Source organism: Rahnella rivi (genome assembly GCF_019049655.1).
Taxonomy (GTDB): Bacteria; Pseudomonadota; Gammaproteobacteria; order Enterobacterales; family Enterobacteriaceae; genus Rahnella; species Rahnella rivi.
In genome coordinates this window covers 40,173-57,348 of record NZ_JAFMOX010000044.1, presented here as the reverse complement: position 1 = coordinate 57,348, position 17,176 = coordinate 40,173, and the positions used below count along the sequence as shown (strand labels likewise).

The window sequence follows — 17,176 nt, the reverse complement described above, 5'->3', positions numbered from 1 at the left end:
TTAAGGAAAGATCTGCTTATGCGCACTTCGTTTGTTGCTCTGACACTCCTTGCCACCACGCTGTTTTCCGCCACCACGCAGGCAGGCACCACGCTGGATCGCGTCACGAAAACCGGTGTGCTGCGCAATGCCATCGTGAATGACTATCCGCCGTTCGGCTTTATTGATGACAATAACCAGCTGGCCGGTTTTGACGTTGATGTGGCGAAAGCCGTGGCACAGCGCATGGGCGTGAAACTTGAGATCATCGCGCCGGGCTGGGAAACCATTGTCGGCGGTAAATGGCAGGGGCGCTGGGATACCTGTATCTGCTCGATGACGCCAAACAGCGAGCGCGCCAAAGTGCTGGATTTCCCGACGCCGTACTACAACTCTCCGGCAGTGTTAGTGGTCAATAAGAAAGACGACCGCATAAAATCGGCGGCCGACCTGAGCAATAAAAAGATTGGTGTCGGCATCGGCTCGACCTACGAAACGTATCTGCAAAAAACGCTGGTGATCCCCGGCAGCAAGCCCATCAACTTCCCGTTTGATAACGTTCATGTCATTCCAAGTGATGAAGAAGTGGCGTTCCAGAATCTGGCGCTCGGGCCGGGTGTGCGCCTTGACGGCGTGGTGTCCGATTTAGCCACCGCTAACGCACGCATCAAACGCGCGCCGATGTTCAAAATCGTCACCGAACTGTATGCGGAACCGAACTGGGTAGCGACCGACAAAGGCGACGCCGAGTGGGATAAGAAAGTGGCGGACACCATCAAATCGCTGCGCGACGACGGCACGCTGGCTAAAATCTCCCAGCACTGGCTGGGTGAAGATATCACCCACGAGGTACCCTGATGCCACAAATCCCGGACAGCCAGCCGAAAGTGGTAACGCCCGAACGCTGGCACCACGCACACGCGTTTAAATTCAAAACCGGGCTGACGTGGCTGATTTTGCTCAGTCTGCTGCTCGGCACGTTCAGCAAAATGGGGCTGGACTGGAGCCTGATTAGCCAGAAACTGCCGTTCCTGCTCGGCCTGCGCCTGTCGCCGGACGGCTTTATTCAGGGCGCGGCGCTGACCATTATGATCACCGCCTGCTCGATGTTTTTCTGTCTGCTGATTGGCCTTATCACCGCGCTGGGCAGGATGTCCGATAACGCGCTGGCGTTTGGCTGCGCGACGTTTTACGCCTCGCTGTTTCGCGGCACACCGCTGCTGGTGCAGGTACTGATTATCTATCTGGCGTTACCGCAGGTGGGGATTGTGCTCGGCGCACTCAGTTCCGGCATTATCGCGCTGTCAATGAACTACGGCGCGTATCTGGCGGAAACTATCCGCAGCGGCGTGCTCTCGGTGCCGCGCGGTCAGCAGGAAGCCGCACTGGCGCTCGGCGTCTCGCGCTGGACGGTGGCCGTGCACGTCACCGCGCCACAGGCGCTGCGCATCATTATTCCGCCCGCCGGGTCGATGTTTATCTCGATGCTGAAAGATTCCTCGCTGGTGTCGCTGATGGGGCTGTGGGAACTTAACTTTTTGGCGCAGTCTTATGGCCGCAGCACCTACCGGTATATGGAAATGCTGGCCACCGCCGCCGCGATATACTGGATCATGTCGATTGTGTTAGAACTGCTGCAAAGCCGCCTCGAGCGCCGTTTTGCCCAAGGCCATCGCCGCTAATTTCGCCCTTTTTCATCACGGATACGCCATGTCTTTTCCTGAAGATTTTCGTTTAATCAGCTATCTCTCGCGCCTCGAACACGCCGTCCGTTTCCCGCTGTCCTCCTCCTATCCCGAATCGATGAGCATCGATACGTTGTTTGAACTGGCGGGGAAAGAGCATCGCGCGGCGTTTATGCAAACCCAGCTGGATTACCCGCCCCTGCGCGGTACGCCGGAACTGCTCGAAGCGATCGCCGCCACGTACCGGCATATCACGCCGCAGCAGGTGATCAGTTTTGCCGGGGCCGATGAAGCGATTTACGCCAGTTTCCAGATGCTGCTGAACGCGGACGATCACGCGGTGGTCATCACACCGAATTATCAGTCGCTGGAAAGCGTACCGATGTCGCGCTGCGAAGTGACCGGCGTGGCGCTGGATGAAAATAACCACTGGGCACTGGATACCGGTCTTGTGCGGGCAGCGTTGCGCGCCAACACCAAAGTGCTGGTGATAAATTTCCCGCACAACCCGACCGGTGCGCTGATAAGCCGCGCGCAACTCGACGAACTGGTCGCAATGTGCCGCGAGCGGGGGATCTGGATTTTCTCTGACGAAGTCTACCGGCTGACCGAATTTGACCCTGCTGACCGGCTGCCGCAGCTCGCTGATCTTTACGAACGCGGCATTTCGCTGAACGTGACCTCGAAAGCTTACGGATTGCCGGGGCTGCGTATCGGCTGGGTCGCCTGTCAGGATAAAGCCTGGATGCTGGAGCTGGAGCGCATGAAGCAGTATTTGTCGATCTGTAATTCCATGCCCGGTGAGTTCCTGACGGCCCTCGCGCTGAACGCCCGCGCGCCCATTCTGGAACGGGTCATGGAACGTTCACGCCGTCAGCTGGCGACGCTCACGACGTTTCTGGCGAAATACCCGCACTTGTTTACGCTCAGCGTGCCGAAAGCCGGTGTGCTCGCCTTCCCCCGTTACACCGGCGCAGAAGGGGCGCAAGCGTTCGCCACGCGGCTGGTGGAAGAAGCCGGAGTGATGGTGATCCCTTCCGTGGCCTACGGTTCAGCGCTCAACGCCGTGTCTGAAGATTTCCTGCGCATCGGTTTCGGGCGGGAGAATCTCGACGATGCGCTGGGCGAAATGGGCAAATGGCTGGATAAACAGTAGGGGGAAACGGCTCAGTCCAGCACCTGCTTTTCGGTCAGAAAATCAATGAACACCCGCACTTTTGGCAGCATATGGCGGCTGCTCGGCCACACCACCGAGAATTTGCCGCCCTCTTTCAGATAGGGTGACAACACCGGGATCAGCTCGCCCGAGGCCAGATAAGGCCGCACGATAAATTCCGGCACGTACGCCAGCCCGAGGCCCTGCACCGTCGCCTGTAAAATCGATTCCAGATTGTTGCTGCTCAGCGCCAGCGGCAGCTCCGGCGGCATCGCGCTGGTCATCTCCCATTCCTGCCACTGGCCGTTGCCCGGAAACCGGTAGCGCAGGCAGGCGTGCTGATAAAGATCGTCAGGGGTAAGCGGTACAGGATGTTCGGCAAAATAACCGGCAGCGCCGACAATCACAAAACGGAACGGCCCGAGGCGGCGTGACATCATCTGCGAACTGTTCAGTTCCCCGCTGCGGATGGCGATATCAAACCCTTCGTCGATGACATTCACCATCCGGTCGCTGAAATCCAGATCCAGTTCGACCTCCGGGTAGCGCTGACGGAACTCCGGCAGGTGCGGCAACAACATGCGGTAACCGATGGCCGGCGCGGTGATGCGTAACTTGCCGCGCGGCACGGCGGAAATCCGCACCAGCTCCTGCTCGGCGTCTTCCAGTTGCGCGACAATATTCTGGCAGCGCTCGAAAAACAGCTGGCCTTCATCCGTCAGGCTGATGCGTCGCGTGCTGCGGTTGAACAGCCGCACACTGAGTTTTTCCTCCAGCCGCGCCACACTTTTGCCGACCGCCGACGCCGATATGCCCATGCGCTCCGCCGCCGCCGCAAAACTCTGGCTCTGCGCCGCCCGCACAAAGGCCAGCAGGCCGTTCAGGTTTTCCATTTTCCCACTCCCGTATATTCGAGCGTTTTCGTCCTGAATCATCGGACTTCCAGCCTGTTTCCGCCAGATTGCCGACATTTTATCATCATCGTTATACACCACTTTCTGGAGAAATCATGAATACATCCTCGTCCCATCCGGCTGGCAGCCTCAGGGTGCTGGTAACGGTGTGCATCGCCGCTGTGATCCTGCCGCTCAATTTTGTCAGCGGCGCGGTAGCCACCCCGGCGATTGCCCGCGAACTCGGCGGCAGCGCGCAGGCGCTGAGCTGGATAACCAATTCCTTTATGCTGACCTTCGGCTGTTTTCTGATGGCCGCCGGGGCGCTGGCCGATGAAATTGGCCGTAAAAAAGTGTTCATCAGCGGTGTTTCGCTGTTTGCGCTGTTGTCGTTATTGCAGGCGTTCAGCAACAGTTTGCTGTGGATGGATGTGCTGCGTGGCGCACAAGGCATCGCCGCCGCCGGTGCGCTGGCGGGCGGCGCGGCGGCACTGGCGCAGGAGTTCGACGGCGCGGCGCGCACCCGCGCGTTCAGCCTGATGGGCAGCAGTTTTGGCGTCGGTCTGGCTTTCGGGCCGTTTCTCGCGGGCCTGCTGATTGCTCATTTCGGCTGGCGCGCGGTGTTTTTCTCCGCCACGGTGATTGCGCTGATCGCCCTGCTGACCGGCGCATCAAAAATGCGGGAAACCCGCAATCCGCAGGCGTCCGGCATCGACTGGCCGGGCACCGTCACCTTTACCGCGATGCTGGCGCTGCTCACCTGGGCGCTGATGGCGATCCCGCAATACGGCGTGCAAAGCACACAGGTTGTTGCGCTGCTGGCGGGTGCGGCGCTGTTGCTGGTGATATTTGTCGGGGTGGAATTGCGGGTCAAACAGCCGATGCTGGATCTCTCTCTTTTTCGCTATATCCGCTTCATCGGCGTGCAGGCGCTGCCGCTGGCGACCGGTTTCTGTTTTGTGGTGTTGCTGGTGATTTTACCGATGCTGTTCATCGGCGTGAGAGGCCTGAGCGAAGAGCGCGCCGGACTGATGATGATGGCGCTTTCCGTACCGATGCTGATTGTGCCGTTGCTGGCGGCGTGGCTGACGCGCTGGATTTCGGCCGGCGTGCTGTGCACCGCCGGGCTGGTGATTGCCGCCGCCGGTTTAGGCTGGCTGAGCCAGGCGGTGCTGGCGCAAAACGTCACGGCGATGATCGCCCCGATGCTGCTTATCGGCATCGGCACCGGCCTGCCGTGGGGGCTGATGGATGGATTGTCGGTCAGCGTGGTGCCGAAAGAGCGCGCGGGGATGGCGACCGGTATTTTCAGCACCACACGCGTGGCGGGAGAAGGCATTTCGCTGGCGATCGTCGGGGCGATCCTGGCGGCCATGAGCCACCGCGCGCTGGCGGCACATTTCAGCTCCGGCGAACTCAGTCAGGCGGCGCAGCGGCTGGCGACCGGTAATCTGGCGGTGACGCAACAGCTGATCCCTGAAGCCAGCACCGCGCAGCTTCAGCAGCTTTATGCCGCCTCTCTGCATCCGTTACTGCTGTGCCTGATGGCGATCACGTTGTTTTCGGCGCTGGTGGTGTTGCTGGCGCTGAAAGGCAATCATCAGGAAAGCGACCAGGTCACCGCCGCCGGTCAGAAAGATCTGTCGCCGTAATCGGCTTCCAGTACCGGCCGCAGCCGGGCATAGGTTTCTTCGATGTCGGCGGGGATGTCGACCTCAGCGATAAAGCCCGCACCGCGCGGGCCATAACCGCCCGGCGCATTGCGCAGACGGGGGATTTCCCCCAGCAGCAGCGACGCGAATCGCGGCAGCGACCACATCCCCTGCTGATGACCGCCGGCAAACCGCAGCCCGTCGCCTGCCCGCTCAAGCTGAGGGATCAGCGTCGGCCAGCTGGTGAAGGTGATGTCCGGCCTGTCGCGCCAGACGTGGCGGAAACTGGCGTCGGTACGCAGCTGCATGAGCGGATCCTGCGTCAGGGTAATCCGGGTGTGGGTATCGCCCGCGGCTTGCAGCACGCGGCGCGCCTGCACGGCATTGTCGCCGCAATTGGTTGACGCGGTTTCCAGCAATATCTGGTCCGCCGACAGGCCAAAACACTGCACGCCGATGTCATTAAGAATGTCCGCCTCGCTGCGCCCGTCAGTGGAAATGTGCCGGTAACGCGGATGCGCCTGCACCGTCTGACAGAGTAATTGCGTGGAATGGCCGACGCCTCCGGCAATCAGCAAACGTGAAACCCGGCCCTGAGCCAGCGCCTCAAACGCCGCTTCGGCGGTCGGTAAAATCGCGTTACCCAGCAGGATCAGCAGCGAAGGGGTTCCCGCTGGCCCTTTTCCCCCGGTCTGATCAAAAGAGAGAAAACGCGCCAGCCGGTTTATATCGTTAATCACAGCGTCAGAAAACATTGCAGCCTCCGTCGGATAAGGGCAGCCATCATAAACCTATAACACCGCTCAAAAAATGGTTAAAAAAACTCACGGTTACGCGGCGTGGCACCCATCATTAAACATAAAAAAAGCCATTAAACCGGAATAAAAAACCATTAATTTTGTTTTCTTAGTCTTTTTATCCTTATTCATCGAAATGGCGTAAAGATCCTCTTAAGGTAAATTTATTAACTTATATTTAACTGTAGCGACGTGGGACACCACGCGCCTGCGGTCAGGGATCCCTTTTGCTTGAGTGTAAAACGCAAATCCCGGCTGAATGACTGATGCTTTTTATTTTTTTTATGCTTTTAAATTGACCACCAGAGGATTTCCACATGCAGCCGCAACGCGATTGCATGCATGCACACCAGTGTATAAGCAGTTATTGGGAGTCATCATGGGCGATAAACATTCTTTATTTCCGGCTATTCTGGCCGCGGCAACCTTAGCGCTGTCCGCAGGCGCACAGGCGGCCGGTACTTTAACAGGGCAAGTGGGCGTTCAGTTAACCATCAGTACCGGGTGTACCGTCGGTAATGGCACGGCCACCGGCGGCACCAACCAGTGGGGTACGCTGAACTTCGGTAATTACGCCGATTTGACCAGCGTCATCAACGGTACGGTGTTTGGTGCGGACGGCACCGGCGCGGTCACCATCACCTGCAGCACCGGGCTGACCCCGACGCTGTCACTCAACGGCGGACTGGCGGCAACCGGCGGGCTGCGCACCATGACCTCCAGCGGCAACAGCATTCCTTACCGCCTCTATTCCGATACCGCACGCACCACCGAGATCGCCATCAATACGCCGATCACGCTCGGTACGGGCACCGCTGCACAAAATATCCCGATTTATGGCCGCGTGCTGCCTGCTGACCAGACCAGCACCACACCGGCTGCGGGCACCTATAACGATACCGTTGTTGCCACTCTTTCCTGGTAAGCGTTTTCCATCAGAGTCGGTTGCGCCTCTGACTGGCTTTTGATTCAAGGAAGGAAAGATCATGGACATCAAGGTACTGCTGCTCCTGCCAGCTGCCCTGCTGGTGTCGATGCAGCTGCGCATCCCGTTCAGTCCGGCAGCCACGATAGGCATCAGTGCCACGTTGCTGCCCGCCTGCAGCGCGGGCACCACGACGTCCGGCAGCACCAGCTTTGGTACGCTGAACTTTGGTAATTATGCGTCGCTCACCAGCGCCATCAATGCCACCAGCGCCCAGCTGGCGGGGTCGATCCGCGTGAACTGCGTGAACGGGCTGACCTACAAAATCGTGATGGATGGCGGCAGCAGCGGCGTGGTCACTGCCCGCAGAATGGTCAACACCACCAACAGCGCAGCGACCCTGCAGTACAACCTTTACACCACGGCGGCACGCACGACGGTGTGGGATAACGTCACCGGCGTGAGCGGAACCGGCAACGGCGCGGACCAGTGGAGCACGGTGTATGGCCGCGTTCCGGGGCAGGTCACGCCCGCTGCCGGGGTTTATCAGGATACGGTGAATGTCACCGTATCCTGGTAGAGGTGTTCATGCCTGGCCGTCTGCTGCTGTTGCCGCTGCTGATGCTGTGCGGCTCAGCGCTGGCCGCCACGGCCACCACCACCTTTACCGTGACGGCAACGCTGACCAATGGCTGCGTTTTCGGCAGCTCGCTTTCCAGCCCGACCACCAATCTGGGCACCCTCAATTTCGGCTCGTTTCCTTCCGTTCCCACCAATGTCGATGTGGTCAGTACGTCGGGCGCAGGCTCCGTTGTGGTGACCTGTACCCCCGGCACCACGGTGGCGATTGGCATGGATTACGGCATCCACGGCGGATCTGCCGCCCGGCGTTATATGGCCAACAGCGGGGCGACGGCAACGCTGGCCTATCAGCTTTATCAGAATGCTGCGCGCACCGTGGTTTGGGGAACCGGCGCGCAGGCAATGACCATCAGCAGCTTTCCCTCCACCACCCAAACGTATCCGGTGTATGGCCGGTTGTTTTCTTTCACGACGTCACCCACTGCGGGAACTTACACCGACACGGTGACCGTGACTCTCACTTATTAATCATCAGGATATGAGCTATGACGACGATGTTCTCACGCATGATTGCCACCACGGCCCTGACGGTGGCGCTGTTTTCCGGTACGGCGGTGCACGCCGCCAGTTCGGTGCTCGTCTGGCCGGTGTACCAGATTATTGAATCCGATCAGAACGGATCCGCCCTGTGGCTGGAAAACCGGGGCGCGGAACCGGTGTCGTTGCAGGTGCGCGTGCTGGCCTGGAAGCAGGAGAATTTTAACGAGAAGTATGCCGATCAGAGCAACGTGGTGGCCAGCCCGCCTTTTGCCACAGTGCCGCCGGGCCAGCGCCAGCTGATCCGTTTGATCCGCAACACGCCGGTGCCCGCCAATACCGAGCAGGCGTACCGCATTATCATTGACGAGATCCCTTCTCCGCTAAACAGCGCCGGTGAAGGTCAGGACAAAGCGGTGGTCGGGCTGCAATTGCAGATGCGTTATCTGCTGCCGCTGTTTATGGATGGCGGCGGTTTGTGGACCAACGACCGCGCGGATGTGAAGCGCGATGCCTCCACCGCCACGCGCCCTGTCCTCACCTGGCGCACCGTCTCGGAAGGCGGCAAAAACTATCTGCAGGTGCGCAATACCGGCATCGTTCACGCACGTCTGAGCAACGTGTTCTGGTCAGCCAGCGGCAACCAGAAACAGGGTGTAAAAACCATGGTCGGCGGCTTTATGGGGTACGTGTTGCCGGGGCAGCAGATGCGCTGGCCGGTGCCGGCGGGTGTGACGCCGGGGGCGCAGCTGAATGCGCAGATTGCCGACAACACCCAACCGATTGTCATTGCGCGCGGCGAATAACAGCAGGAGCCGCAACGCATGCCAATCAGACGTCTTCCCCGTGAAGGTCAGCAGCGACCGCTCTGTTTCCGGGGAAGCCTGTGCCTGATCTGCCTGAGTGCGTTCAGCGCGCAGGCACAGGAATACGGTTCCCTGCCCGATGCCCCGCGGGCGGCACCGGTGGTCACGGACGCCATGTTTTATCTGTCGATTGTGGTCAACGGCCAGACGGATAATCAGGTGGTGCCGGTGACCTATCGCAATAACGCCTATTTCGTCGAAGCCGGGGTGCTGGCAAAAAATCACATCCACATTAACGGCCAGCAGGGGCTGATTAACGTCGGTGAACTGCCGGACGTGAAAGCGAAATACGATTCAGCCAGCCAGCAACTGGTGTTAACGGTGCCGGATGTCTGGCTGCCCAATCAGACTGTCAGCGGCGATCCGCTGATGAACTACACGCCGTCGCAAAGCAGCACCGGCCTGTTGTTTAACTATGATTCGTACTACACCGATCCGCCCGGCGGCCCGAAATCCGTCGCCACCTGGATGGAACAGCGGTTATTCAGCAGCCTCGGGCTGCTCACCAATACCGGCACTTACCGCTATAACATCGACAGTGCGGGCAACGGCAACACGGGCGGCAGCACCGCGCAGGACGGCTATCTGCGTTACGACACCTTCTGGCGGTTTACCGACGAGAAAAACCTGATCAGCTATCAGGTCGGGGATTTCGTCAGCGATTCCCTGACGTGGAGTAATTCGGCGCGCATGGGTGGTGTGCGGATCAGCCGTAACTTTGGCGTGCGCCCGGATCTGGTGACCTATCCGTTACTGCAATACAGCGGGTCGGCGGCGGTGCCAACCACGGTGGATTTGTTCCTTAATGGCTACAAGGCCAGCAGTAACAACCTGAACTCCGGGCCGTTTACCCTGACTAACGTGCCTTATATCAACGGTGCCGGTGAAGCGACCATTGTGACCACCGACGCAGTCGGGCGTCAGGTGTCCACCAGCGTCCCGTTTTACGTCTCCAACACGCTGCTGCGTAAAAACCTCAGCGATTTCGATTTGTCCCTCGGGGCGGTGCGCAACAATTATGGCGTCACCAACGGCGATTATTCAGATGCGGCCTTCAGCGGTATTTATCGTTACGGGCTGACCAATTACCTGACGCTCTCCGGCCATACCGAAATGGTTCAGGGTTTGACGCTGGGCGGTGCCGGCGCAGATATCGCGGTCGGCACCTGGGGCACACTGAGCGTTTCCGGCAGCCAGAGTAAAGCCGATCACCCGCCGGTCAGCGGCGATACTCCGCTCAACACGCCGGATTACGATAACAACGGCCAGATGCCGGGCATCCCGAATTCAGGCGGTCAGATCCTCAATCCGACAGGCGAAAGCGTGACGGATAAAAAAGACGGCAGCCAGTACACGCTGGGTTATTCCTACTATTCGACGGTGTTCAGCCTCTCGGCGCTGCGCTCAAAACGCACGGTGGGTTATCAGGACATCACCTCTTACACCAGCGACACGCGCTTAAGCCGTCAGTCGGATCAGGTGACGTTCAGCACCTCGCCGTTCGGCCCGGCCAACGGCACCATGGGCATCGGCTATTACGACGTCGAAGCCTATGACAATTCGCATACCCGTCTGGTGAATTTCTCCTACAGCCGCTCGCTGTGGGGGCAAAGCAGCATGTTTTTATCGCTCAATAAAAAGCTGGGCGATAACGGTTACAGCGCGCAGCTGCAATTCATCATTCCGCTTGGCACCAATATCAACATGAACGCTGGCGTGCAGCGTGACAGTGCGGGCAATTATCAGGAGCAGATTGGCGCCAGCAAAGCCACGCCAACCGACGGCGGCCTCGGCTGGAATCTGGCCTACAGCGGCGGCAATAATCCGTATCAGCAGGCCGATGCCACCTGGAAATCCCGCGTCGCGACGATTCAGGGCGGGTTCTACGGCAATCAGGGCGATTACACCAACTGGGCAGATCTGAGCGGATCCGTGGTGTTTATGGCCAATGACTGGTTCCTTTCCGACAAGATCAACGACGCCTTTATCGTGGTCGATACCGATCATTACGCCGGTGTGCCCGTCCTGTTCGAGAATCAGAAAATGGGCGAAACCGATAAAAATGGTCACCTGCTGATCCCGACCGTCAGTTCGTATTATCCGGCCAAAGTGGAAATCGACACCCTGCCGCTGCCCGCCGATGTGGTCGCTAATAACGTCAATGACCGCATCGCAGTGAAACAAGGCAGCGGCGTGGTGGTGAAATTCAACGTCGAGAAAGTGCTGTCGGCGAATATCAGGCTGCACGACGCCGCCGGACAACCGCTGAAGCCCGGCACGCTGGTCACCGAACAGAATACGCAGCAAACCACCGTCACCGGTTACGACGGGCTGGTGTACTTCTCGCACTTACAGGAAAACAACGTGCTGAATATCAGGCAGGAAGACCGTTCGGTATGCCGGATCAGTTTCACTTTAGATCCTAAACGTCACAGCATTGAGCAGGTTGGCCCGCTGGCATGTCCGGGTGGCGCAACGCCAGGAGATAAATCATGAAAATTTTCAGGCCGTGGATACGTCATGGCGTATTGCTGATGTTGCTGCTGGGCGCATCGTGGCAGGTGATGGCGGCCTGTACCACGGCGGCAAGCACCATTACGCTCGGCACACAGAACTCCTTTGCGGTCAGCACTTCTCCGCTGATTACGCAAGGCAGCAGCGGACTGAGCTGTAACGGTCCCTTGCTCAGTATTGGCGGCACCAATATCGTGACGGCAACAATTGGCGCCACGCTACATCCGAGCGGCACGCAGCCACGGCTTTACAGTGCAGCCACCAATCAGTATTTGCCGTACAGCCTGTGCAAGGACGGCAGTTGTGGCACCGTCTATAACCAGGGTGACGTGATTACCTGGAACAGCACCACCGCACTCGGCCTGCTCGGGCTGTTTACCGGCCCGAACAGCACACTGCCGATTTATGTGATGCCAAAAACGTTGTCCAATCTGGCCGCCGGGACGTATACCGACACTGTCCCCATCGCCTGGACGTGGAACATCTGTTCGGTCGCCATCGGGACATTATTGTGCATTGCCGACAGCGGCAACGTGAACGGTACCGTCAACCTGACGCTCAACATCACCAACTTTTGCTATATCGACAGCGCGCCGAACGTGGGTTTTGGCAGCGCCGCCCTGCCTTCCGGCCTGACGACGGTGGTCGCCAATACCCTCAGCGTGCGCTGTACGCTCAACGCCAGCTATTCCGTCAACCTGACCAGCAGCGTAACGGGGTCCGGCCAGTACCGGCAGATGGCCTCAACGGTCAACGGCACCACCAGTTATTTGCAATATCAGATATTTAAAAGCGACAGCACGGTGTGGAGCGCGTCAACCAACAGCAGCGCGACCGGCTCCGGCACATCACAGTCGTTCCCGTATACCGCGTCGGTGAATCTGGCACAAAGCAATCAGCCCGCAGGCGCGTATAGCGATACGGTGACGGTCACGGTGACTTATTAGGATATAAAGGGGAAAACAGAACCGGTGCAGCGAGTGTGCACCGGTTTCAGACGCCGTTTTTACAGCGCTTTCAGCGTTTTGATGGTGGCATCCACATCAATTTCATCTTCCGTGAACACATAAGTGCTGTTCTGGAAGGTGGTGATGAGCAGCTTTTTCATGGTGCGCATCTCCGCTTTTTTCTCTTCTTCCTGCGGGCGGATGCGGTTCATCAGCAGGCCAACAGAAAGCACCGCGTTTTCTTTGTCGATCTTCGCTTCTCCCGGCACTTCTTCGTTAAACGCCAGGAAAGATTTGATGCTGGTGATTTTGATGCGCTCACCGGCGATAAAGATGTATTTGCTCTCCGGCTCGACTTTCACCGCAAAGGCAGAAAGGCCTTTGTTGTTGGTGGTCGGCTCGAAGGTGACCACTGCATCTTTTTTAATCAGTTCAGGGTTTGCAACTTTAATCACGTGGAAATAACGGTTATCGCCGTTTTCATCTTTGATAAAACCGAAACCTTTATCTTCAAACCAGGTTGTGATTACGCCGTTCATCGCTTACCGCCTAAGTAATTATTTATTCAACATGTCAGTTTTTGCAGGGCGGCAGTGTAAAGCAGAATGAGAACAAAGTCCTGTGCTTTACAGCCTGATGCCTGCGGAATTACGTCGCTTTACGGAACGTGAGGTTAAACCGGTAGGATCCGGTCAGCGGATGTTCGCCTGCTTTGAGCGGCAACACGCCGTGATAACGCAGCCGCGACGGCCCGCCCCACACCACAATATCGCCATGCAGCAGCGGCACGCGCTGGGTTTTATCGCTGCGCTCCATGCCGCCAAACTGAAAAACGGCCGGTAAACCCAGCGAGACAGAGACAATCGGCTGGCCGAAATCGTGCTCGTCTTTGTCCTGATGCAGGCTCATTTTCGCCCCCGGCTGATAGCGGTTGATAAGGCACGCGTCCGGGTCAAACCCCGTAAACCCTGCCTGCTCCGCCGCCTTCACCGCAACAGCACGAAACAGCTCCGGCATCGGCGGCCATTGCTGATGACTTTCCGGCGACATGGCCTGATAACGGTAACCGGCTTTATCCGTCACCCAGCCGACATCGCCACAGTTGGTCATCGCCACCGACATCGCGTAACCGCCCGGCGTCGCGCGATACTGAAAAGGCACCAGCCCGGCGATGCGGTCGATCTCCGCCAGCAACGCCACATCATCTGCCAGCGCTGCACCGCGCAGCACCACCGCGCCGGGGCACAGATCTTCGCGCCAGTTGGGGTGGAAATCGGGGTGATCAAAAAGATCTAAATTCATGTCAGCCTCCGCGTTTGCCTGTCCGTTAAGTATAACGGATGTCGCCAGATCGTCATTTTTGCTGCCAGCGGGCGGTTAAAAAATCGAGAAGCCCCTGTGCTGCCGGGCCGATACGCCGGTTGGGCCGCACACAGTAAACGCCGGTTTCACGTCCGGTCCATTGTGGCAATATCTGCACCAATTCCCCTGCGTCTATGGCCGCTGCCATGGTGACCGCCGAGTGAAAAGCGATGCCGTGCGCATCCATACACAGCCTGCGTGCCGCATCGGCATTATCGACCTTGACCGATCCTTTCGGCGCCAGCGTGCGCTCCTCACCGGCAGAAAATAACCGCCACAGCACACCGTCCTGACTGGCCGAAGAGACGATGCACTCGTGCTGATAAAGATCTTCCGGCACCTCAGGCACGCCACGCTTTTTCAGGTAAGCGGGCGCGGCCACCAGGATCCGCCGGTTCTCCAGCAATTTATGGGCGATCAGAGACGAATCCTTCATACGCCCGATGCGAAATGCCAGCATGATGCCTTCACTCACCAAATCCACGTAGTCATCGGTCAGATGCAGATCCAGTTGCACCTGCGGGTACGCCGCCAGAAACTCACTCAGATAAGGCACCAGATGGGTATGACCGAACGCCACCGGCGCACTGACCACCAGTGCGCCATAGGGTAACGTCTGCTCGTCACGCACCATGTCAGCTGCCTGAGTGAGTTGCGAAAGTGCCTGATGGCATTCGGCAAAATACCGTTTTCCGCTTTCGGTCAGCGACATCGCCCGCGTGGTGCGGTTGAGTAACGTCGCGCCCAGTTGCCGTTCAAGCGTCTTGATAAAACGGCTAACCGACGACGGCGTAATGCCGAGCGCGTGGGCCGCACGGGCAAAACTATGGTGTTCAACAACCGCAACAAACGTTTGAACTAAGTGCAGCGACGGCGCGTTCATTGATGCTCTCACGGAATGAATGAATGTTATTTCCGGCTATTATCAAGAAAATTCAGCATGATTAGAATGTTTCTTTTTTGAGGAACATTTTATGAAAACCACGTCTGCCCGCGTCTTTCGCGAACTTCATCTGCAAGCAGCCCCGCTGAAATTGCCCAACGTCTGGGATGCGGGCAGCGCACGCCAGACAGAAAGTCTGGGTGCCACGGCAATTGCCACCACCAGCGCGGGCGTCGCATGGTCTTTGGGGTATCGCGACGGCAATCAGTTGCCGGTGGAAGACTATGTCGCCCGCGCGGCGTCTATCGCCAGGGTGATTTCGGTGCCGCTTTCGGCGGATATTGAGGGTGGCTACAGCGATATTCCGGCCACGGTGGCGTTAACCGTCTCACGGTTTATGGATACGGGCGTGGTGGGCATCAATATTGAGGACGGCGCAGGCGATCCGCATGCGTTGTGCCGGAAAATCGAAGCCATCAGAGCCGCCAGTATCCGCTGCGGCGTAGATCTGTATATCAACGTGCGCACAGATGTGTACGCCCGTCACCTGGTTTGCGCCGCGGATAAAGCGGATGAAGTGATGGCGCGGGCGCAGAGTTACCGCAGTGCCGGTGCCGACGGGCTTTTCGTGCTCGGGCTGACGGAGGCAGGAGAAATGCGCGCCATTGCTGAGGGCACAACTCTGCTGCTCAACGTGGCGGTCTGGCCGGGACTGCCGCCGGTCAGCGATCTCGCAGCCCTTGGCGTACGCCGCCTGAGCGCCGGTTCCTGGTTGCCGCAAACCTTATGGGCGCACCATGCGCAGTTAGTCAGCGGATTTTTACAACACGATAAAATGATGCCGATGCTGGAAAAAGCCGCGCCTTATTCAGAAATTAATGCGATGTTTTAACGACGCAGACCACGACTGAACATGAGAGGTAACATGAATTCCACAGCCCGCCCCGACAATGTCATGCCAGAAAATCAGGCAGTTCTGCATATTTTATGCGGGAAAATAGCCTCCGGGAAATCCACCCTGTCCCGCAATCTGGCAAGCCCGCCCGGCACGGTGGTGCTGAGTGAAGACACCTGGCTTGCTCATCTTTATCAGGATGAGATGCACACCGTGGCGGATTATCTGCGCTGTGCCGCCAGACTCAGGCAAGCCATTGCGCCTCATGCCATTTCCCTGCTCAAAGCCGGTGTCTCAGTCGTGCTGGATTTCCCGGCCAATACGGTGGCGAACCGCGAGTGGATGATGAGCCTCATCACGGCGTCAGGCGCAGACCACCGCCTGCATTATCTGAACGTGCCGGAAGACGAGTGTAAAGCCCGGCTGCGGGCACGCAATCAGGCCGGAACGCACCCGTTTAGCGTCACCGATGAGCAGTTTGAGCTGATATCCCGTCACTTTGTTGCGCCGCAACCGGAAGAAGGTTTTAACGTAATCATCCACGCTTAGCGCCGCCATTATTCAGCCGTACGGGGAAGAGGATTATTGTAGGGTTGTATCGTTTCAGCTATGGTTCGAGAAGATTTAAATACCCTATCAGGAGAACATAATGAGTCGGGAAATCAATAAAGACACGCAGTTGTGTATGTCCCTTTCCGGTCGTCCGGGAAATTTCGGTACCCGTTTTCATAACAGCCTGTATCAGGCGTTAGACCTGAACTTCGTCTATAAAGCCTTTTCCACCAAAGACATTGAAGCCGCTGTCAAAGGCGTGCGTGCGCTGGGCATCCGCGGCTGCGCGGTATCGATGCCGTTTAAAGAAGCCTGCATTCCTTTCCTCGATGAACTGGATCCTTCCGCCACCGCCATTCAGTCGGTGAATACCATCGTCAATGATGACGGCTTCCTGCGCGCTTACAACACCGATTACATCGCGGTCGCTAAACTGCTCGACAGCCACAAAGTCCCGCGCGATGCCGTTTTCGCACTGCGCGGCAGCGGCGGCATGGGCAAAGCGGTGGTTGCCGCCATCCGTGATGCCGGTTTCAAAAAGGGCTACATTATTGCCCGCAATGAAGCCAATGGCCGCGCCCTGGCAGAAGAATACGGTTACGAATGGAAAGCAGAAGTCGGCGATTTGGCCGTCGATATGGTGGTGAACGTCACGCCAATCGGCATGGCCGGTGGCCCGGAAGTGGATTCACTGGCCTTCGAACCGGCGGTGATCGACCGCGCCAGCATCGTCTTTGACGTTGTTGCCTTACCGGCAGAAACGCCGCTGATCCGTTATGGTCGCGATCACGGTAAGAAAGTGATCACCGGCGCGGAAGTCGCGACATTACAGGCCGTCGAGCAATTCGTCCTGTACACCGGCGTGCGCCCGTCAGATGAACAGATTGAAGCGGCAGCGGTACATGCGCGCAGTTAACCCCGCGTGATAAATACAAAAAGCCTCTCAGACGA

Annotated in this window: 18 protein-coding genes; 13 read left to right on the top strand and 5 right to left on the bottom strand. The window is 58.1% G+C overall.

Features of this window, described 5'->3' with window-relative positions:
- The first annotated feature begins 18 nt into the window (after window positions 1-18).
- From J1779_RS03000 to J1779_RS02990, 3 genes are read left to right on the top strand one after another with little or no spacing between them, the layout of a single operon-like run.
- Complete coding sequence (locus J1779_RS03000; protein WP_183848663.1) at window positions 19-837, top strand: transporter substrate-binding domain-containing protein; 819 nt, start codon at window positions 19-21, stop codon at window positions 835-837.
- The gene (locus tag J1779_RS02995; RefSeq protein WP_217202847.1) at window positions 837-1,661 is read left to right on the top strand and encodes an amino acid ABC transporter permease; all 825 of its coding nucleotides are present in this window, start codon (window positions 837-839) and stop codon (window positions 1,659-1,661) included. Before J1779_RS03000 ends, J1779_RS02995 begins: the two co-directional genes overlap by 1 nt.
- A gap of 28 nt (window positions 1,662-1,689) precedes the next feature.
- The gene (locus J1779_RS02990; RefSeq protein ID WP_122096333.1) at window positions 1,690-2,820 is read left to right on the top strand and encodes an aminotransferase class I/II-fold pyridoxal phosphate-dependent enzyme; all 1,131 of its coding nucleotides are present in this window, start codon (window positions 1,690-1,692) and stop codon (window positions 2,818-2,820) included.
- An 11-nt stretch (window positions 2,821-2,831) separates the two neighbouring features.
- Here the strand turns inward: J1779_RS02990 and J1779_RS02985 are convergent, their stop codons facing one another.
- Entirely contained in the window at window positions 2,832-3,713 is an 882-nt protein-coding gene (locus J1779_RS02985; RefSeq protein ID WP_122096364.1) for a LysR substrate-binding domain-containing protein, read from the bottom strand.
- Window positions 3,714-3,829: 116 nt separating this feature from the next.
- Here J1779_RS02985 and J1779_RS02980 point away from each other — a divergent pair, with 116 nt between their 5' ends.
- Complete coding sequence (locus J1779_RS02980) at window positions 3,830-5,365, top strand: MFS transporter (protein ID WP_217202846.1); 1,536 nt, start codon at window positions 3,830-3,832, stop codon at window positions 5,363-5,365.
- Here the strand turns inward: J1779_RS02980 and J1779_RS02975 are convergent.
- Window positions 5,344-6,120: a YdcF family protein gene (locus J1779_RS02975; RefSeq protein ID WP_217202845.1), complete on the bottom strand. Its 777-nt coding sequence runs from the start codon at window positions 6,118-6,120 to the stop codon at window positions 5,344-5,346. The genes J1779_RS02980 and J1779_RS02975 overlap by 22 nt on opposite strands.
- Window positions 6,121-6,541: 421 nt before the next feature.
- Here J1779_RS02975 and J1779_RS02970 point away from each other — a divergent pair, with 421 nt between their 5' ends.
- The 6 genes from J1779_RS02970 to J1779_RS02945 all read left to right on the top strand — a co-directional run bounded on the left by J1779_RS02970 (window position 6,542) and on the right by J1779_RS02945 (window position 12,533).
- Window positions 6,542-7,087 (top strand): Csu type fimbrial protein, encoded by a 546-nt coding sequence (locus J1779_RS02970; protein ID WP_056774943.1) that lies wholly within the window; start codon window positions 6,542-6,544, stop codon window positions 7,085-7,087.
- Between the two features lie 61 nt (window positions 7,088-7,148).
- A complete protein-coding gene (locus J1779_RS02965) occupies window positions 7,149-7,667 on the top strand; it encodes a Csu type fimbrial protein (RefSeq protein ID WP_122096330.1) in 519 nt (172 codons plus the stop codon).
- Window positions 7,668-7,675: 8 nt separating this feature from the next.
- Complete coding sequence (locus tag J1779_RS02960; RefSeq protein WP_056774939.1) at window positions 7,676-8,197, top strand: Csu type fimbrial protein; 522 nt, start codon at window positions 7,676-7,678, stop codon at window positions 8,195-8,197.
- Between the two features lie 17 nt (window positions 8,198-8,214).
- On the top strand, window positions 8,215-9,012 hold the full coding sequence (locus J1779_RS02955) for a fimbrial biogenesis chaperone (RefSeq protein WP_217202844.1): 798 nt from the start codon (window positions 8,215-8,217) through the stop codon (window positions 9,010-9,012).
- A gap of 18 nt (window positions 9,013-9,030) precedes the next feature.
- Window positions 9,031-11,568 (top strand): fimbria/pilus outer membrane usher protein, encoded by a 2,538-nt coding sequence (locus tag J1779_RS02950; protein WP_217202843.1) that lies wholly within the window; start codon window positions 9,031-9,033, stop codon window positions 11,566-11,568.
- Window positions 11,565-12,533: a Csu type fimbrial protein gene (locus J1779_RS02945; RefSeq protein WP_217202842.1), complete on the top strand. Its 969-nt coding sequence runs from the start codon at window positions 11,565-11,567 to the stop codon at window positions 12,531-12,533. The genes J1779_RS02950 and J1779_RS02945 overlap by 4 nt, the downstream gene beginning before the upstream one ends.
- A 59-nt stretch (window positions 12,534-12,592) precedes the next feature.
- Here J1779_RS02945 and J1779_RS02940 read toward each other — a convergent pair whose 3' ends face one another.
- The 3 genes from J1779_RS02940 to J1779_RS02930 form a co-directional block, all read right to left on the bottom strand.
- The gene (locus J1779_RS02940; RefSeq protein WP_056774844.1) at window positions 12,593-13,072 is read right to left on the bottom strand and encodes a cold shock domain-containing protein; all 480 of its coding nucleotides are present in this window, start codon (window positions 13,070-13,072) and stop codon (window positions 12,593-12,595) included.
- A 109-nt stretch (window positions 13,073-13,181) separates the two neighbouring features.
- Complete coding sequence (gene alkB, locus J1779_RS02935) at window positions 13,182-13,835, bottom strand: DNA oxidative demethylase AlkB (protein ID WP_217202841.1); 654 nt, start codon at window positions 13,833-13,835, stop codon at window positions 13,182-13,184.
- 52 nt (window positions 13,836-13,887) lie between these two features.
- Window positions 13,888-14,778: a LysR family transcriptional regulator gene (locus J1779_RS02930; RefSeq protein WP_217202840.1), complete on the bottom strand. Its 891-nt coding sequence runs from the start codon at window positions 14,776-14,778 to the stop codon at window positions 13,888-13,890.
- Between the two features lie 91 nt (window positions 14,779-14,869).
- Between J1779_RS02930 and J1779_RS02925 the strand changes: the two genes are divergently transcribed.
- The 3 genes from J1779_RS02925 to J1779_RS02915 all read left to right on the top strand — a co-directional run bounded on the left by J1779_RS02925 (window position 14,870) and on the right by J1779_RS02915 (window position 17,141).
- A complete protein-coding gene (locus J1779_RS02925) occupies window positions 14,870-15,670 on the top strand; it encodes an isocitrate lyase/PEP mutase family protein (protein WP_217202839.1) in 801 nt (266 codons plus the stop codon).
- Window positions 15,671-15,703: 33 nt separating this feature from the next.
- Window positions 15,704-16,222, top strand: a complete 519-nt coding sequence (locus J1779_RS02920; protein ID WP_238485044.1) for a P-loop nucleotide/nucleoside kinase family protein — start codon at window positions 15,704-15,706, stop codon at window positions 16,220-16,222.
- A gap of 100 nt (window positions 16,223-16,322) precedes the next feature.
- Window positions 16,323-17,141 carry a shikimate 5-dehydrogenase gene (locus J1779_RS02915; RefSeq protein WP_056774828.1) on the top strand — a complete coding sequence of 273 codons (819 nt, stop codon included), beginning with the start codon at window positions 16,323-16,325 and terminating at the stop codon, window positions 17,139-17,141.
- Window positions 17,142-17,176: the final 35 nt, after the last annotated feature.

Coding starts and splice junctions, on each gene's coding strand:
- J1779_RS02965 (WP_122096330.1), top strand. CDS start 7,149: ATGGACATCAAGGTACTGCTGCTCCTGCCAGCTGCCCTGCTGGTGTCG.
- J1779_RS02970 (WP_056774943.1), top strand. CDS start 6,542: ATGGGCGATAAACATTCTTTATTTCCGGCTATTCTGGCCGCGGCAACC.
- J1779_RS02990 (WP_122096333.1), top strand. CDS start 1,690: ATGTCTTTTCCTGAAGATTTTCGTTTAATCAGCTATCTCTCGCGCCTC.
- J1779_RS02945 (WP_217202842.1), top strand. CDS start 11,565: ATGAAAATTTTCAGGCCGTGGATACGTCATGGCGTATTGCTGATGTTG.
- J1779_RS02960 (WP_056774939.1), top strand. CDS start 7,676: ATGCCTGGCCGTCTGCTGCTGTTGCCGCTGCTGATGCTGTGCGGCTCA.
- J1779_RS02975 (WP_217202845.1), bottom strand. CDS start 6,120: ATGTTTTCTGACGCTGTGATTAACGATATAAACCGGCTGGCGCGTTTT.
- J1779_RS03000 (WP_183848663.1), top strand. CDS start 19: ATGCGCACTTCGTTTGTTGCTCTGACACTCCTTGCCACCACGCTGTTT.
- J1779_RS02930 (WP_217202840.1), bottom strand. CDS start 14,778: ATGAACGCGCCGTCGCTGCACTTAGTTCAAACGTTTGTTGCGGTTGTT.
- J1779_RS02980 (WP_217202846.1), top strand. CDS start 3,830: ATGAATACATCCTCGTCCCATCCGGCTGGCAGCCTCAGGGTGCTGGTA.
- J1779_RS02950 (WP_217202843.1), top strand. CDS start 9,031: ATGCCAATCAGACGTCTTCCCCGTGAAGGTCAGCAGCGACCGCTCTGT.
- J1779_RS02915 (WP_056774828.1), top strand. CDS start 16,323: ATGAGTCGGGAAATCAATAAAGACACGCAGTTGTGTATGTCCCTTTCC.
- J1779_RS02985 (WP_122096364.1), bottom strand. CDS start 3,713: ATGGAAAACCTGAACGGCCTGCTGGCCTTTGTGCGGGCGGCGCAGAGC.
- J1779_RS02925 (WP_217202839.1), top strand. CDS start 14,870: ATGAAAACCACGTCTGCCCGCGTCTTTCGCGAACTTCATCTGCAAGCA.
- J1779_RS02955 (WP_217202844.1), top strand. CDS start 8,215: ATGACGACGATGTTCTCACGCATGATTGCCACCACGGCCCTGACGGTG.
- J1779_RS02940 (WP_056774844.1), bottom strand. CDS start 13,072: ATGAACGGCGTAATCACAACCTGGTTTGAAGATAAAGGTTTCGGTTTT.
- J1779_RS02920 (WP_238485044.1), top strand. CDS start 15,704: ATGAATTCCACAGCCCGCCCCGACAATGTCATGCCAGAAAATCAGGCA.
- alkB (WP_217202841.1), bottom strand. CDS start 13,835: ATGAATTTAGATCTTTTTGATCACCCCGATTTCCACCCCAACTGGCGC.
- J1779_RS02995 (WP_217202847.1), top strand. CDS start 837: ATGCCACAAATCCCGGACAGCCAGCCGAAAGTGGTAACGCCCGAACGC.